The organism is Natrialba swarupiae (genome assembly GCF_008245225.1).
Lineage (GTDB): Archaea > Halobacteriota > Halobacteria > Halobacteriales > Natrialbaceae > Natrarchaeobius > Natrarchaeobius swarupiae.
In genome coordinates this window covers 68,834-82,746 of sequence record NZ_VTAW01000019.1, presented here as the reverse complement: position 1 = coordinate 82,746, position 13,913 = coordinate 68,834, and the positions used below count along the sequence as shown (strand labels likewise).

At 64.1% G+C, this 13,913-nt stretch carries 12 protein-coding genes and 1 pseudogene; 10 read left to right on the top strand and 3 right to left on the bottom strand.

Annotated features, from left to right (window positions below; genetic code table 11):
* Positions 1–72: 72 nt before the first annotated feature.
* A complete protein-coding gene (locus FYC77_RS14295) occupies positions 73–1,650 on the bottom strand; it encodes an ABC1 kinase family protein (RefSeq protein ID WP_149082168.1) in 1,578 nt (525 codons plus the stop codon).
* A 376-nt stretch (positions 1,651–2,026) separates the two neighbouring features.
* Here FYC77_RS14295 and FYC77_RS14290 point away from each other — a divergent pair, with 376 nt between their 5' ends.
* The 3 genes from FYC77_RS14290 (at position 2,027) to FYC77_RS14280 (ending at position 4,152) form a co-directional block, all read left to right on the top strand.
* Entirely contained in the window at positions 2,027–2,935 is a 909-nt protein-coding gene (locus FYC77_RS14290) for a universal stress protein (RefSeq protein WP_162354539.1), read from the top strand.
* Positions 2,936–3,129: 194 nt separating this feature from the next.
* A complete protein-coding gene (locus tag FYC77_RS14285) occupies positions 3,130–3,555 on the top strand; it encodes a universal stress protein (protein WP_149082166.1) in 426 nt (141 codons plus the stop codon).
* A gap of 192 nt (positions 3,556–3,747) precedes the next feature.
* Positions 3,748–4,152: a universal stress protein gene (locus FYC77_RS14280; RefSeq protein WP_149082165.1), complete on the top strand. Its 405-nt coding sequence runs from the start codon at positions 3,748–3,750 to the stop codon at positions 4,150–4,152.
* 322 nt (positions 4,153–4,474) lie between these two features.
* On the opposite strand, the gene FYC77_RS14275 is transcribed toward FYC77_RS14280, so the two are convergent.
* Positions 4,475–4,684, bottom strand: coding sequence for a hypothetical protein (locus FYC77_RS14275; protein ID WP_149082164.1), 210 nt, complete (start codon positions 4,682–4,684; stop codon positions 4,475–4,477).
* A gap of 264 nt (positions 4,685–4,948) precedes the next feature.
* Between FYC77_RS14275 and FYC77_RS14270 the strand changes: the two genes are divergently transcribed.
* The 7 genes from FYC77_RS14270 to FYC77_RS14240 all read left to right on the top strand — a co-directional run bounded on the left by FYC77_RS14270 (position 4,949) and on the right by FYC77_RS14240 (position 13,130).
* Positions 4,949–6,250 (top strand): Single-stranded DNA binding protein, encoded by a 1,302-nt coding sequence (locus tag FYC77_RS14270; protein WP_149082163.1) that lies wholly within the window; start codon positions 4,949–4,951, stop codon positions 6,248–6,250.
* Positions 6,247–8,103, top strand: a complete 1,857-nt coding sequence (locus FYC77_RS14265) for a hypothetical protein (protein WP_149082162.1) — start codon at positions 6,247–6,249, stop codon at positions 8,101–8,103. The genes FYC77_RS14270 and FYC77_RS14265 overlap by 4 nt, the downstream gene beginning before the upstream one ends.
* 8 nt (positions 8,104–8,111) lie before the next feature.
* Entirely contained in the window at positions 8,112–8,999 is an 888-nt protein-coding gene (locus FYC77_RS14260) for a metallophosphoesterase (RefSeq protein WP_149082161.1), read from the top strand.
* Positions 9,000–9,123: 124 nt separating this feature from the next.
* Positions 9,124–10,242 (top strand): branched-chain amino acid ABC transporter permease, encoded by a 1,119-nt coding sequence (locus tag FYC77_RS14255; RefSeq protein WP_149082160.1) that lies wholly within the window; start codon positions 9,124–9,126, stop codon positions 10,240–10,242.
* The gene (locus tag FYC77_RS14250) at positions 10,239–11,558 is read left to right on the top strand and encodes a branched-chain amino acid ABC transporter permease (RefSeq protein ID WP_149082159.1); all 1,320 of its coding nucleotides are present in this window, start codon (positions 10,239–10,241) and stop codon (positions 11,556–11,558) included. Before FYC77_RS14255 ends, FYC77_RS14250 begins: the two co-directional genes overlap by 4 nt.
* Positions 11,551–12,426, top strand: a complete 876-nt coding sequence (locus FYC77_RS14245) for an ABC transporter ATP-binding protein (protein ID WP_149082158.1) — start codon at positions 11,551–11,553, stop codon at positions 12,424–12,426. Before FYC77_RS14250 ends, FYC77_RS14245 begins: the two co-directional genes overlap by 8 nt.
* Positions 12,426–13,130, top strand: a complete 705-nt coding sequence (locus FYC77_RS14240; protein ID WP_149082157.1) for an ABC transporter ATP-binding protein — start codon at positions 12,426–12,428, stop codon at positions 13,128–13,130. The genes FYC77_RS14245 and FYC77_RS14240 overlap by 1 nt, the downstream gene beginning before the upstream one ends.
* Before the next feature lie 53 nt (positions 13,131–13,183).
* Here FYC77_RS14240 and FYC77_RS21060 read toward each other — a convergent pair.
* Positions 13,184–13,848, bottom strand: a pseudogene (locus tag FYC77_RS21060) (HD domain-containing protein).
* Positions 13,849–13,913 lie beyond the last annotated feature (65 nt).

The window sequence follows — 13,913 nt, the reverse complement described above, 5'->3', positions numbered from 1 at the left end:
CTCGACCATAGCCACCCTACCAGCGACGTCGCAAATTAGGTTCGGCGTCTACTGTTCAGGGCGGGGAGGATGTCAACTCGTCTTCGTCCTGTCCAGTCGGTTTCGAACGTAGAGGGCCAGAAACCAGAGGGCGAACGCCGCACCGATCGCCGCGTAAAGCGGCTCGTACGTTACCACCACCGCCGACGAGATCACGAACGCACTCGAGAGGACGGCGTAGCCGAGACCCGAATCGTCGGCACGGACGGGGTCCGTCGACTCCGTTCTGACGACCAGTTCGCCGCGTTCGAGCTGTCCGAGCACGGCGTCGAGACGTGCTGGCATCCCCGCGACGACCGGTGCCGATCGACGAAGATCGGCTCTGACGTCTTCGAACAACGTCTCGAGTTCGCTCTCGACGAAGCCGTGGTCGACGAGAAACGACTGGGTCGTCTCGAGGAAGTCGAACTCCGGATCGAGGCTTCGGCAGACGCCCTCGCCGACGGTGCCGACCCTGACGAGCAACATGACGTTCGGCGGAATCCGAAACGGGAAGTCGTGGAGCATCGCGAACAGTTCGGTGATGATCGTCCGCCAGGTGAGCGCCGACTGGCCTTGGAGCGTTTCGATCACCATCTCGAGGACCTGTCGAACCGCGACGCGGTCGACCGTCGGCTCGAGCACCTCGAGTGCGACGAGTGCGTTCACCAGCCCGTCGACGTCACGCCGGACGAGCGTCCGATACAGGGAGGCGATGTCGGCCTGTTCTTGCTCGGTGAGCCGTTGACTCATCCCGTAGTCGTAGATGACGAGACGGCCCTCCGATGTCACCGCGAGGTTTCCGGGGTGGGGGTCCGCGTGGAAGACGCCGTCGACCAGCCCCATCTTCAGGTAGATCCGCGTGATCAACGTCGCCATCTCCGATGGCGTCGTTCCGACGTCGCTGAGCGCCTCCTCGTCCGTGATCTTCTCGCCTTCGACGTACTCCATCGCGACGACGCGCTTCGAGCAGAGTTCCGGGTAAACGTCGGGGATGACTACCCGGTCGTCGTCGGCGAAGTTCTCCCCGATCTCGACCATCATGGTCGCTTCCCGTTCGAGATCCAGTTCGTCCACGATGATCTCCTCGAAATCGTTCGCGGCGTTCTCGAGGGAGTAGCGCTGACGCTCGTCGACGAACAACAGCAGTATCGGCAGGAGCCGACGAATGACACGTAGGTCGCGTTCGACGAGCGCACGGAGCCCCGGGCGACGGACCTTCAGTGCGATGCGGTCGCCGTCGTACGCGGCGGTGTAGACGAACGCGAGCGAGCCACCCGCAACCGGCTCTACCGTCTCGAGATCGAGCGTCTCGCCGAGTTCTTCCTCGAGAACGGCGAACGGTTCGCCGCCGGCCTCTTCCGGAACCTCGTCTTGCAGTTTCGAGAAGACGTCGGCGTACGTCGGCGGGACGATGTCGGGGCGCGTCGAGAGAACCTGTCCGACCTTGATAAACGCCGGCCCCAGCTCGAGCATCGTCTTCCGGAGTCGTTCGGCACGTCTGCGATCGACGGCCTCGCTCGTCCGTCTCGACGGGCCGAACAGGAGATAGCGTCGACGGTCCCTGAGGAGGGCGAACGCGACGGGCAGAAAACTGACGACGACCTGAACGTACCGGCGGTAGTCGTTCATCGCTCGCGAAACTGATCGTCCCCGCCCACGTTCGTTTTCGCGATCATGTCCGACAGCTAGGAACACGTGAGTGACGACTTCAGTACTTCGGTCGTGGTCACCCCGCCCACAATTGGCCGTTCCCTGGTGGGTTCGGGATCCGACAGGGTCTTGTTGTACGCCAGTGCCAGCGCGACCCCGGCCGGATCAGGGTAGCTCCCAGACGTCAGTACACGGCTCGCGCGTCTCGAGTCCGGTCCGACCCCGCACGTCTCGAGTCCGGTCCGACCCCGCACGTCTCGAGTCCCCTCCCGAACCTCACTCGATAACAGGGGTCCTCAGCACCAATCAGACCACAGATGGCTTTTTGTCGGTCACCGCAGTACGTCCGGGCGACGTGTACGCAACGATTCTGGTCCCAGTCGACGGGAGCGACGAGTCGCGAGCGGCGATCGAGCCGGCAGTCGGAATCGCACGGGCAGTCGACGGGACCGTCCACGCGCTGTCCGTCCGCGAGCCACTCGAGTACGACCTCCCGCCCGACGACGCAGAGACGATCGAGGCGGAGGCCGACCGTCGATCGCGAGAGGCGCTCACGGCGGTCGTCGATCGCGCAGAGGCCGACGGGGTGAACGTCGTCTCGGAGCAACGCACCGGCGTTCCCGACCACGGGATCGGCGACGTCGTCGACGAACGCGGAATCGATCTGATCGTGATGGGAACGCGAGGAGCCACGGCGGCCGCGACCGGGAGAGCCGGGAGGAGAGACCGGACGCGAATCGGGAGTACCGTAGAGCGGGTCCTCCTCGAGGCTGCGATTCCAGTCCTCGCCGTTCCGTCCGACGGGCCGACGTGGTCAGACGCCGGGTCCGGGACGCCCGAGCGGATCGTCGTCCCCGTCGACGGAAGCGCCCTCGCTCGAGAGTCTGCAACCCACGCACTCGAGTTCGCCGCGACCGTCGAAGCGACCGTCCACGTCGTTCACGTGATCGACGAGACGAGGCTCGCACTCGACTCCGTTTCCCAGCGACTCTCGGAACTCCTCCGCGAGGGCGCCCACGACGTGATCGAACCGGTCCGATTCGACGCCCAGGACCGGGGTCTCGACGTGAGAACCGACGTCCGCCGCGGCGTTCCGGCCGCCGAGCTCGTCTCGTATGCGGAGGACGTCGATGCGGACCTGATTGCGATGGGGAGACGCGGCGGACGCGCCGACGATCGAGACGACGTCCGTCGGCGCGTTCTCGGCGGAACGGCCGCCCGCGTTCTCGACCAGTCGAATCGGCCAGTGTTGACGATCGGGTAACGCCGACGCAATCTCGGGACGTGACGACCACCGGTGGGACTGCCAGAAGACCGTCCGAGACGACTGTCACAACTGAACGACCCTCGTCGATGTCGGGGGTGAAGTATACGTATTTCGCCGGTGAAAACCGCCTATGGACATCGCCTCGAGTCGTTCGCGGTGCAACGGTCGGTTCCGAGACGACGGCCACAGCCATGAGTGACCGAATACTCGTCGGATACGACGGCACACCACTCGCTGACGCCGCCCTCGGATTCGCCTTCGAGAACTTTCCGGATGCGGACGTCACGGCAGTATACGTTATCCAGGTTCCGGAGGGACAGTTAGGGGTGTTCGACGGTCCGTCGGTCGACCTCCCCGTCAGTGATCGGGCGCTCGAGCACGCAGAGGACGTCCTCGACGGCGCGACGGCCGTCGCGGCCGAATACGATCGTTCGGTCGACACGGACGTCGTTTCGGGAAAACCGGACCAGCGTCTCGTCGAGTACGCCGACGACCACGCCTCAGACACGATCGTCGTCGGGAGCCACGGCAGGCAGGGGGTTTCGCGGCTGTTGCTCGGAAGCGTCGCCGAGAACGTCGTTCGAAGATCCCCGATCCCGGTCGTCGTCGTCCGCTGATAGGGGCCAGATGCGGTCCGTTCGCTCTCGCTCGTAGAATCGGTGGTGAAACTGTCGTCCGGTGGTTCGTAGGATGCGGGTTGTCGTGACTGATTGCCGGGCGATCGTCGACCGTTTCGCGGTCGACCGAGACAGACACATCACAGTCCGTATGAAAGGTATTAGTGTCCGTCCGTGGACCACTCCCCGTACATGTACGAACGGATCCTCGTCGCCACCGATGGCAGTGAAGCCGCAAATCGAGCGCTCGAGCAGGCGCTCGATCTGGCCTCGACGTTCGACGCCGAACTTCACGCGATTGCCGTCGTCGATACGCGGCGATACGGCGACTCGATGCTCGCTGATTCCGCCGACGTCGTCGACGACCTGCGTGAGTACGCAACCGAGTTACTGACCGACGTCCACTCACGGGGGGACGTCGACGTCACGACCGAACTGCGTCGCGGTCATCCACCGAAAGCGATCGGTGACTACGCCGAATCGATCGACGCCGATCTCCTCGTGCTCGGACATCGCGGACGTACCTCGGGAGATCACATCGGAAGCGTCGCCGAACGCGTCGTCAGAGACGTCGACAGACCGGTGCTTACGGCCTGATAGTAGTCGTCGACGACCTCACCGTCCTCGTTCCAGATCTCGATATTCTGGTCCGCACTGTCGGCGTTTTCCCACGTAATTTCGTAAGGTCCGGATCGCGAGCCGTTGGAACCCGAGCCGACGAGGGAACTCTACTGTCGGAGAGCAGTCGGTGATACGGATCGCTGTACCGTTGTACCGCTGAAACCCCAAACTGGTCGCGGTTTCGGCGGTACCGATTTACAGTAACCCGTATGAGACGTCGATCGTGAACTCGCGGCCGTCCCCGACGGTGACGGCCGCAGCAGAGCGACCGATCTTCAGATAGTTCCCTCCGGCAGTGTCAATCGAATCGACGGGGATCGTCGCTCGAGCCGAGCAGAATGCGATAGACGACGTAGCCGATCAGGAGGGCGAACGCGAGCGTCGCGACCGTCTCTGCGAACCAGATGACGGCGTACAGCGCCCTCGTGAGGATCCTGATGACGACGATGCCGCCGAAGATTGCCGCGACGAACGCGAGTCCGCCGAGTGCCGCGCCGATTCGTTCCATAGGGACACCGGATCGGCCACCGGAATGAATCCACCGCTGTCGTCTGACCTCGAACGACGGAGTCGGTTCCAGCGGGCCGAGCGACACATAGGGCCGTTTGACACTCGAGAGTGTCTGGAGTGGCAGGTTACCACTCGAACGTCTGGCACGGGCTCGAGACGCGACGCCCAGTCGGTCCGCGGGGCTGTCGGAGGGGTATCCACAACTGTACACTTCCACCGCGGTGCGGGAACGCTTTTTACGGCCCCGCTCGAAATCCCGGTGATGGAACTCGACGATCATGCCGAGGATCTCGCCTCCGACCTCGGTGTCGACAAAGAGGAGGTCAAATCCGACCTGCAGAATCTGATCGAGTACAGCGTCCCGATCGACGAAGCGAAAGGCAGCCTGCGCCGGAAGTACGGCGACGGCTCGAGCGGCGGCGGCTCCGCCCCGTCTTCGAAGGAGATCGGTGAGATCACGCCCGAGGACGGCAACGTCACCGTGACGGGGGTCGTCCTGACGGCCGGCGAGCGGTCGATCCGCTACCAGGGCTCCGATCACGTCATCGTCGAGGGGAAACTCGCCGGCGAGACGGGCGTCATCGACTACACCGCCTGGGAGGACTTCGGCCTCTCGCCTGGCGACACGATCACCGCCGGGAATGCCGGCGTCCGCGAGTGGGACGGCGAACCCGAACTCAACCTCGGCGAGAGTACCTCGCTGTCGTTCTCGGAGGAGCCACTCGACGTTCCCCACGAGATCGGCGGCGACGCGCAACTCGCCGACGTACAGACGGGCGATCGAGCAGTCAACGTCGAGGTTGCAGTCCTCGAGTGTGAACGGCGAACGATTGACGGCCGCGACGGCGAGACGGAGATCTTAAGCGGTGTCTTCGGCGACGAGAGCGGCCGACTCCCGTTTACGAACTGGGAACCCGCCCCCGCGATCGAGGAGGGCGGACCGGTTCGCATCGAGAACGCCTACGTCCAGGAGTTCCGCGGGGTTCCGGAGGTCAACGTCTCCGAGTTCTCGGCGGTTTCGGAACTCGAGCGCGAGATCGACGTCGGCACCGATTCGACCACGATGGATATCGGTGACGCGGTTCGCACCGGCGGCGTCTACGACGTCTGCGTCGTCGGCAACCTCATCGCGGTTCGAGACGGCTCCGGGCTCATCCAGCGCTGTCCCGAGTGCTACCGGGTCATCCAGAAGGGGCAGTGTCGAACCCACGGCGAGGTCGACGGAATCGACGACCTGCGCGTGAAGGCGATCCTCGACGACGGCACCGGAACCGTCACCGCCGTTCTCGACGACGAACTCACCGAGCAGGTCTACGGCGGTAGCTTAGAGGACGCCTTAGAACAGGCCCGCGAGGCGATGGATCAGGAGGTCGTCGCCGACACGATTCGCGAGCGGATCGTCGGCCGCGAGTACCGCGTGCGCGGTCACCTCTCGGTCGACGAGTACGGCGCGAACCTCGACGCGGAGTCGTTCGAAGAGAGCGACGACGATCCGGAGGCCCGCGCACGTGTATTCCTCGAGGAAATCGACGGCGTCGACGACCGTGAGGTGGTGGACGCATGAGCGCGAACGAAGACGAGGAGATTCCGGGCCGCGAGATCGCTTACCGGCTGTTCGCGGCGGAGTACGACGATGCGACGCTGTCACATACCGAAAGCGACGAGGAACGAGCGCCCAACTACGTCGTCTCGCCGACCGGTGCCCGGCTGAACCGGCTGTTCGTCGTCGGGACGCTCACCGAAGTCACGTCGGTCAACGACGAGATGCTTCGTGCACGCGTCGTCGATCCGACCGGCGCGTTCGTCGTCTACGCCGGCCAGTACCAGCCCGACGAACTCGCGACGCTCGAGTCCCTCGATCCGCCGGCGTTCGTCGCCGTTACCGGGAAAGCCCGGACGTTCCAGCCCGAGGATTCCGATCAGGTTTACACGTCGATCCGCCCCGAGAGTATCGCGACGGTCGACGCCGACACCCGCGACCGCTGGGTCGTCGGCGCCGCCGAGCAGACGGTCGAACGGATCGGGACCTACGCTGGCATAACAGCACTCGAGGCAAGCGGGGACGACCTCACCGACGCGTTGCTCGAAGCGGGCGTCGAGAACGGACTCGCGGCCGGAATCCCGCTCGCACAGCGCCACTACGGGACGACGCCGTCGTATCTCGGTGCGCTCCGAGACTGTGCGATAGAGGCGGTCGAGGTCGTCGCGGGCGAGCGCGATCAGGTGTCGGGACTCGCGGTCGGTCCCGAGGACTCTCGAGACGACGGAACGACGTTCGACTCGCTCGCGGACCTCACGAGCGCGGACGCTACGGACCTCGACGTCGACGCCACGATCGACACCGCATCCGAACCGGCCGAGTCGGTCGCGGGAGCCGGCGACGAGGGCACATCCGGAACGGACCCCGAGTCGGCGACGAATCGAGCGTCCGGAACCGAGGCCAGTTCGTCCGTCGTCGGCACGGCGTCGGCGAGCGGCGGTTCGACCACTGACACGGCCGACGAGGCGCCGTCGGTCGCCGTGGAATCCGGCACAGAGTCCGTCGAAGCGGTCTCGAGCGACGCACTCGAGTCGGAAGCCGACTCCGGATCGACGCTCGAGGCTGATTCGGAAGCCGAACTCGACTCGGAAGCCACCGAGGCCGAACCCGATTCGGCAGCGACCGGTGCCGAACAGCATACGAAACCGACGCAGTCGACGTCCGACGACGACGCGGACGACACCGACGAATCCACCGGTGACGACGGTGGGACTGACGAGGGCGTCGCCGAGCAGTTCGACGCCGCCGACGAGATGTACGAGATGGACGACGAGGAGCGTAAACGACTCGAGGCCGAGTTCGGCACCGAGTTCACGACTGGAAGCGAGGTCGACGACCCCGGCAAAGCGGATATCGACGTTCCGGAGGACGACGATTCCGAGGCGGGCGCCGATACCGAGAGTGCGAAACCGGAGGCGGCCACGTCCGGAGCCGACGGGAGCGATGGATCGGACAAACTCGGTGCGCCGCCACAGTCGCGACTCGAGGACGACTCCGACGCCGCCACCGATCTCGAAGCTGACGAGAACGCCGCACCGGCTGATTCCGTCGCCGAACCGGCCGACTCGAGCGACGACGGGGCGGCTGACGAAGGCGTGAGTGGCGACGAGACAGGTGTCGAATCGACGGCGGACGACGAGGACGAAGACGACGAATCCGGAGGCGACGCTTCCCTCGAGGACGTCGACCTTCAGGAACGGGTCGTCGAAACGATGGGCGACCTCGACGACGGCGACGGAGCGGATCGGGCCGCGGTGGTCGAGGCCGTCTCAGACGAGATCGGTGTGGCCGCGGACGATGTCGAGGACGCCATACAGGACGCGCTGATGAGCGGTCGGTGTTACGAACCGGACGACGGAACGTTGAAGCCGATCTAGGGTATCGAATGGACGCCGACCGACCCACCCCGAAGGCGCGTGTCGATCCCGTCCCGGGCGAACCGGCTGCGATCGCGACCGTTGGGTGCGAGCGGGCACTCCTCGTCGCCGACTATCACGCTGGCTACGAAGACGCGCTCCGGTACGAACGCGGAGTCGACGTTCCCGGACGAGCCCCTGACCGTCGGGAACGGGTACTTTCGCTCGTGGACCGCGTCGATCCGGATCGATTCGTCGTTCTCGGCGATCTGATGCACTCGATCGGCGACCCCGGCGGCGCTGAACGCGGCGAACTCGAGGTGTTGTTCGAATCCCTTCCCACGAGCCTCGACGTGACGATCGTGAAAGGGAATCACGACGGGCTGATCGAAACCTGGCTCGGTGACGGTGAGCCGACCGAGATCGACGGCGACGATTCGGCGAGCGGCGCCGATTCCGGATCTCCGGCCCACGATGGCGATACGCCGGCCGGTAGCGGGCGCGTAACCATCGTTCCCGGCGACGGTGTTCGACTCGGGGGTCTCGGTGTCTGTCACGGCCACACCTGGCCAGCGCCGGCCGTTCTCGAGAGCGACGTGCTCTGTCTCGGACACGAACACCCCTGTGTCCGACTCGAGGACGAGATCGGGGGGAGCCGGGTGGAACGGGCGTGGCTTCGTGGGCGGGTCGATCCGGGTCCGTTTCGTGACCGCCCCGAGTACGACGACGTCTCCTGGCTCCCGAGGGGACGTGGACCGAAACTCGTCGTGGTGCCGGCGTTTAACGACCTCGTCGGCGGAACCTGGGTGAACGTCCCGGATCAGTCGTTTCTCTCGCCGTTCCTTCCAGAGGGGCTCGTGGACGGCGAAGCGTACCTGCTCGATGGCACTCGTCTCGGCGCGTACGGGGCTGTCTAATCTTCGCCACCCGACGGCGAAGATCGAGGGGAGACGGGTTTGAGCGTCGTCGTTTTCGAAACATGCAGCGTCGACGGCAGATCTGTCGTGAACTATTTCAACTCGCGGTGTAACACTCGCACGTATGAGTACAGGGCACGGAAGGGGGCGGCTTTCGAACCTAACGCCACAGGAGGTCGTGGGTGGGCTCTTGTTGGCCGGTATCGGGATACTCGTTCTCGATCTCGTTCGATTGGTCGTCACAGGTGAACTCCCCCTCGGTAGACTGTGGTCGTATACGTGGAACGGAATCGTCGACTCGCTGTATATCGGTCTCGCCGCGATCGGGCTTTCGATGACATACAGCATCCTCAGGTTTGCTAACTTCTCACACGGTGATCTCGTGACGACCGGGGCGTTCTCCGGATGGACCGTCGCCTACCTTATCGGGGGACTCGGCGTTGCGGATCTGAGCAGTCGGCTGTTGCTTCGGGCTGACGGCGGTGCACAGCCCGGAAGCGTCGGGATGGACGTCTTGTCGGCACCGATCGCGATTCTCGTCGGCCTCGTCATTTCGGCCATCGTAACGATTCTCGTCGCACTCGCGATCGATCGGCTCGTCTACAGACGACTGCGGGATGCAGGCGGCATTCCGCTGTTGATCGCAAGCGTCGGAGTCGCACTGGCGCTTCGATATCTCATCGCGTTCGTCTACACGACCGACACGCGGATCGTGGTGGCCTCGCCACCACAGCCGGAGTTGCCGGCCGCGATCCAGTCGGTCGTTCCGATGGAAACGATCAATCTCCACGAGGCGACACTCGTCATCTCCGCACTCGCGTTGATCATCGGCGTTCACCTCCTGTTGCAGTACACGAAACTCGGGAAATCGATGCGTGCGATGTCGGACAACAAGGATCTCGCGTTGATCACCGGCATTCCGACCGAACGGGTCATCTTCGCGACCTGGGTTATCGGTTCGGGACTCGCCGGCGTCGCGGGCTACCTGATCGTTCTCGACCGCGGCCAGATCACGATCAACCTCGGTTGGTTCCTGCTGTTGTTGATCTTCGCTGCGGTCATCCTGGGTGGGATCGGCTCTATCTACGGCGCGCTCGCCGGCTCGCTCGTCATCGGACTCACGATCAACCTCTCGTTGGTCTGGATCCCCGCGGATCTGAACGAAATAGCGGCGTTTACACTGATGATCCTGGTACTGATATTCAAGCCTGACGGGCTGTTCAGCGGGGTGGAAACAGCATGAGTGACGCATCCGAGACGATCGACGAACTCCGGGCGAAGGTCACGGACAACGACCTCCCACAGTGGGCGACGGACCTCCTGTTGATCGCCGCGTTCGTCGCCGCGACGTTCGCCGGCTTCGCCATCGTCGGCTTGCTTACCGGCGTCGGGCTGAACGAGACGGTCGGCTTCATGCGTCTGGTCACGTTCTTCGCGGCGGTCTACGCCCTGGTCGTCCTCGCGCTGAACCTCCACTGGGGGTATACGGGACTGTTCAACATCGGCGTCGCCGGCTTCATGGCCGTCGGCGTCTACACGATGGCGATCTTGACTGCCTCGCCAGACGGATCGCCTGCAGGGCTCGGATTACCGATTCCGATCGGCGTCATCGGCGGAATGCTCGCGTCGGGTCTCGTGGGACTCGTCGTCTCGCTTCCGGCACTTAGGGTCCGTGCGGACTACTTCGCGATCGTTACGCTCGGTTTCTCGGAGATTATCCGCCTCGCATTACTCTCGGGATCGCTTCGTTCCGTCGAGGTCGGGGGCACGGAGTACGGAACCGGCGGCGGCAGCGGGATCAGCTACACGCCGGTCGACAGCGTGATCCCGTGGCTTTTGGACGTGCCTGGCATCGGATTCGTGGGTGATCAGTTCTTCGCGATCGGAGAGATGGCCGGCATCCAGTCGTCGATCATCCAGAGCGGGCTCTACACCGGCGTACTGATCGCGTTCGTCGTTCTGTTTTACCTCTTTCTCACCCGAATCGCGTACTCGCCGTTCGGCCGCGTGCTGAAGGCGATCCGCGAGGACGAACTCGCCGCTCGCTCGCTCGGGAAGAACACCGACCGGATGAAGATCACCGTCTTCGTCGTCGGCTGTATGCTGATGGGGCTGGCGGGCATTCTCTGGATGGGAAGCCAGAGCCGCGTCAATCCGGACAGCTTCATGCCGATCGTGACGTTTTACATCTTCGTCGCGCTCATCGTCGGCGGGTCGGGATCGAACACCGGAAGCATCGTCGGCGCGTTCGCATTCGCCGCATTCCTCTGGCAAGGACCCCGATTCATCAGGAGCATCGTTCGGGCTAACGTCGACGTTCGAAGCCCACAGACGGTCTACGACGCGTTCCTCGAGTTGGCCTCGGGCGATCCGCTCCCGATGCTCGGCTACGTCATCGGAACGCTCGACGAACTCCGGTTCGTCCTCGTCGGCGTCGTCCTGATCGTGCTCATGATCTGGAAGCCGGACGGACTGCTCGGCCACAGAAAGGAACTCGCCGCCGCGACCGACATTTCGCGTCGTCCAACGGCGACCGACGGAGGTGAGACCGATGAGTGACGCCGAGACGAACGTCGGGTCCGACACCGTAGCCGATAGCTCGGCGAGGACGGAGTCGGCCGAGGAGGTCACGGAGACTACCGGCCGACGGACGGTCGACGAGCCGATCCTTCAGGTCGACGACCTCGTCAAACGGTTCGGCGGCATCACTGCCGTCGACGGCGCGAGCTTTCAGGTCGAACGCGGAACCATCACCGGGCTGATCGGCCCGAACGGAGCCGGCAAGTCGACGACGTTCAACTGTATCACGGGCGTCTACACCCCGAACGAGGGGTCCGTCGTCTTCGAAGGAACGGACATCACGGGTCGAGACCCCTACCAGGTCGCAAATCAGGGACTCGTTCGAACGTTCCAGATCGCCCGCGAACTCCCCGAGATGACCGTCTTAGAGAACATGATGCTTGCGCCGAAAAACCAGCTCGGGGAGTCGCTCTGGCGATCGGTCGCACCGATCGCTCGGCGCGACGTCGTCGAACAGGAAGAGGAACTGCGCGAGCGCGCGTGGGAGATGCTCGAGTTCTTCGAGATCGACCATCTCGCCGGCGAGTACGCCGGCAACCTCTCGGGCGGACAGCGAAAACTGCTCGAGATGGCACGGGCGCTGTTGACCGATCCGGAGATGCTGCTGCTGGACGAGCCGATGGCAGGCGTTAACCCCTCACTCGAGAAGAAACTCCTCTCTCACATCCACGAACTCCAGGATCAGGGCTACACGTTCCTGCTCGTCGAGCACGATATGGACGTCATTATGAACCACTGCGAACACGTCATCGTCATGCACCAGGGAACCGTCCTCGCCGAGGGTGAGGCCGCGGAGATCAAAGCCAACGAGGAAGTGATCGAGGCCTACCTCGGAGGTGAGGTCTGATGGCGTTGCTCGAGGTGTCGGATCTGGACGCCGGCTACGGCGATCTCCAGATCCTAGAGGGCGTCGACCTCGACGTCGCCGACGGCGAGTACGTCACCATCGTCGGCCCGAACGGAGCCGGCAAATCGACGGTGATGAAGTCGATCTTCGGGCTGACCGAGTATATGGGCGGCTCGATCGTCTTCGACGACAGCGAGATTCACGGCTACCGCCCCGAGGACATCATCCAGACCGGCGTCGGCTACGTCCCCCAGAACGACAACGTCTTCCCGTCGCTGTCGGTCATCGAGAACCTCGAGATGGGCGCCTACATCTTGGACGAGGTTCCCGAGGATCGCCTTGCGACCATCTTCGATCGGTTCCCGATCCTGGCGGAACGACGCGATCAGAAGGCTGGAACGATGAGCGGCGGCCAACAGCAGATGCTCGCGATGGGGCGAGCGCTCATGCTCGAGCCGGATCTGTTGATGCTCGACGAGCCGAGTGCTGGCCTCGCACCGGATCTGGTCGAGGACATGTTCGATCGGATCGACGAGATCAACGACGACGGCACCGCTGTCCTGCTCGTCGAACAGAACGCAAAGGAGGCGCTCCGGCGCTGTGATCGGGGCTACGTCCTCGTCCAGGGGAAAAACCGGTACGAGGACAGCGGCGACGCGTTGCTCGCCGACGACCAGGTTCGACAGGACTTCCTCGGCGGATAGCGGATTCCGCTCGAGGCCGTCGCCGATTTTCGAAAGCCATCCCGATTGCCGCGTCAGCGCTCCCCTTTGGCTCCGAGTTCGTTCTCGAACCGAGAAAAAACCGGTGCATGAACTCCCACCGGGACGCACCGAGACGACGGCCGGGTTCCGTGTACAGGGCGTCCAGTCGCGCCGTCGCCCACTCTCGAAGGAGGGAGATGTCCGGAACGCCGGATGTCTCCGGTCCGAGAACCGACGAGTCGTCGATCACCGCGTAGCGCTCACCCGCCCTGCCCGCTCGCTCGCCAACGATACAGGCCAGACGGACGATACCGACCGCGCCCGTCGCGTCTAACTTGTCCCCATCGAAGAGCAACTTCGCCTCGAGCATCTCCGGCTCCGGCGAACTGGATCGAATGCTGTGCGTTCGGATACAGTGTTCGACGGTCTCGATGTCGTCGGTCGGAACGGCCTCGGCCTCGAGGAGATTTCCCGATTCGTCTGCATCCCACCGGTCGTGATCGTCGATCGCTCCCGACCGCTCCTGGGGACGGCCGACGTCGTGGAGCCACGCCACAGCGGAGAGGGTGTTCCGGTCGACGTTCTCCTCGCAATCGTCTGCCAATCGAAGAGCGACGGTTCGAACCCGATTCGCGTGGAACTCGTCGTGTGCCGGGAGCGCGTCGTCGTAACACGGGAGCGACAGTTCGCGGGCAAGCGCAGGCAATCCAGCGGACATTCGCACGTGAGAAACGACACGTTACCACCATGTCGGTTGTGAAACGAACATCCGACGAACGGAAC

Bases quoted from the DNA above. Each gene is read 5' to 3' on its own strand.
- FYC77_RS14295 (WP_149082168.1), bottom strand. From the start codon at position 1,650: ATGAACGACTACCGCCGGTACGTTCAGGTCGTCGTCAGTTTTCTGCCC.
- FYC77_RS14285 (WP_149082166.1), top strand. From the start codon at position 3,130: ATGAGTGACCGAATACTCGTCGGATACGACGGCACACCACTCGCTGAC.
- FYC77_RS14280 (WP_149082165.1), top strand. From the start codon at position 3,748: ATGTACGAACGGATCCTCGTCGCCACCGATGGCAGTGAAGCCGCAAAT.
- FYC77_RS14275 (WP_149082164.1), bottom strand. From the start codon at position 4,684: ATGGAACGAATCGGCGCGGCACTCGGCGGACTCGCGTTCGTCGCGGCA.
- FYC77_RS14270 (WP_149082163.1), top strand. From the start codon at position 4,949: ATGGAACTCGACGATCATGCCGAGGATCTCGCCTCCGACCTCGGTGTC.
- FYC77_RS14265 (WP_149082162.1), top strand. From the start codon at position 6,247: ATGAGCGCGAACGAAGACGAGGAGATTCCGGGCCGCGAGATCGCTTAC.
- FYC77_RS14260 (WP_149082161.1), top strand. From the start codon at position 8,112: ATGGACGCCGACCGACCCACCCCGAAGGCGCGTGTCGATCCCGTCCCG.
- FYC77_RS14255 (WP_149082160.1), top strand. From the start codon at position 9,124: ATGAGTACAGGGCACGGAAGGGGGCGGCTTTCGAACCTAACGCCACAG.
- FYC77_RS14250 (WP_149082159.1), top strand. From the start codon at position 10,239: ATGAGTGACGCATCCGAGACGATCGACGAACTCCGGGCGAAGGTCACG.
- FYC77_RS14245 (WP_149082158.1), top strand. From the start codon at position 11,551: ATGAGTGACGCCGAGACGAACGTCGGGTCCGACACCGTAGCCGATAGC.
- FYC77_RS14240 (WP_149082157.1), top strand. From the start codon at position 12,426: ATGGCGTTGCTCGAGGTGTCGGATCTGGACGCCGGCTACGGCGATCTC.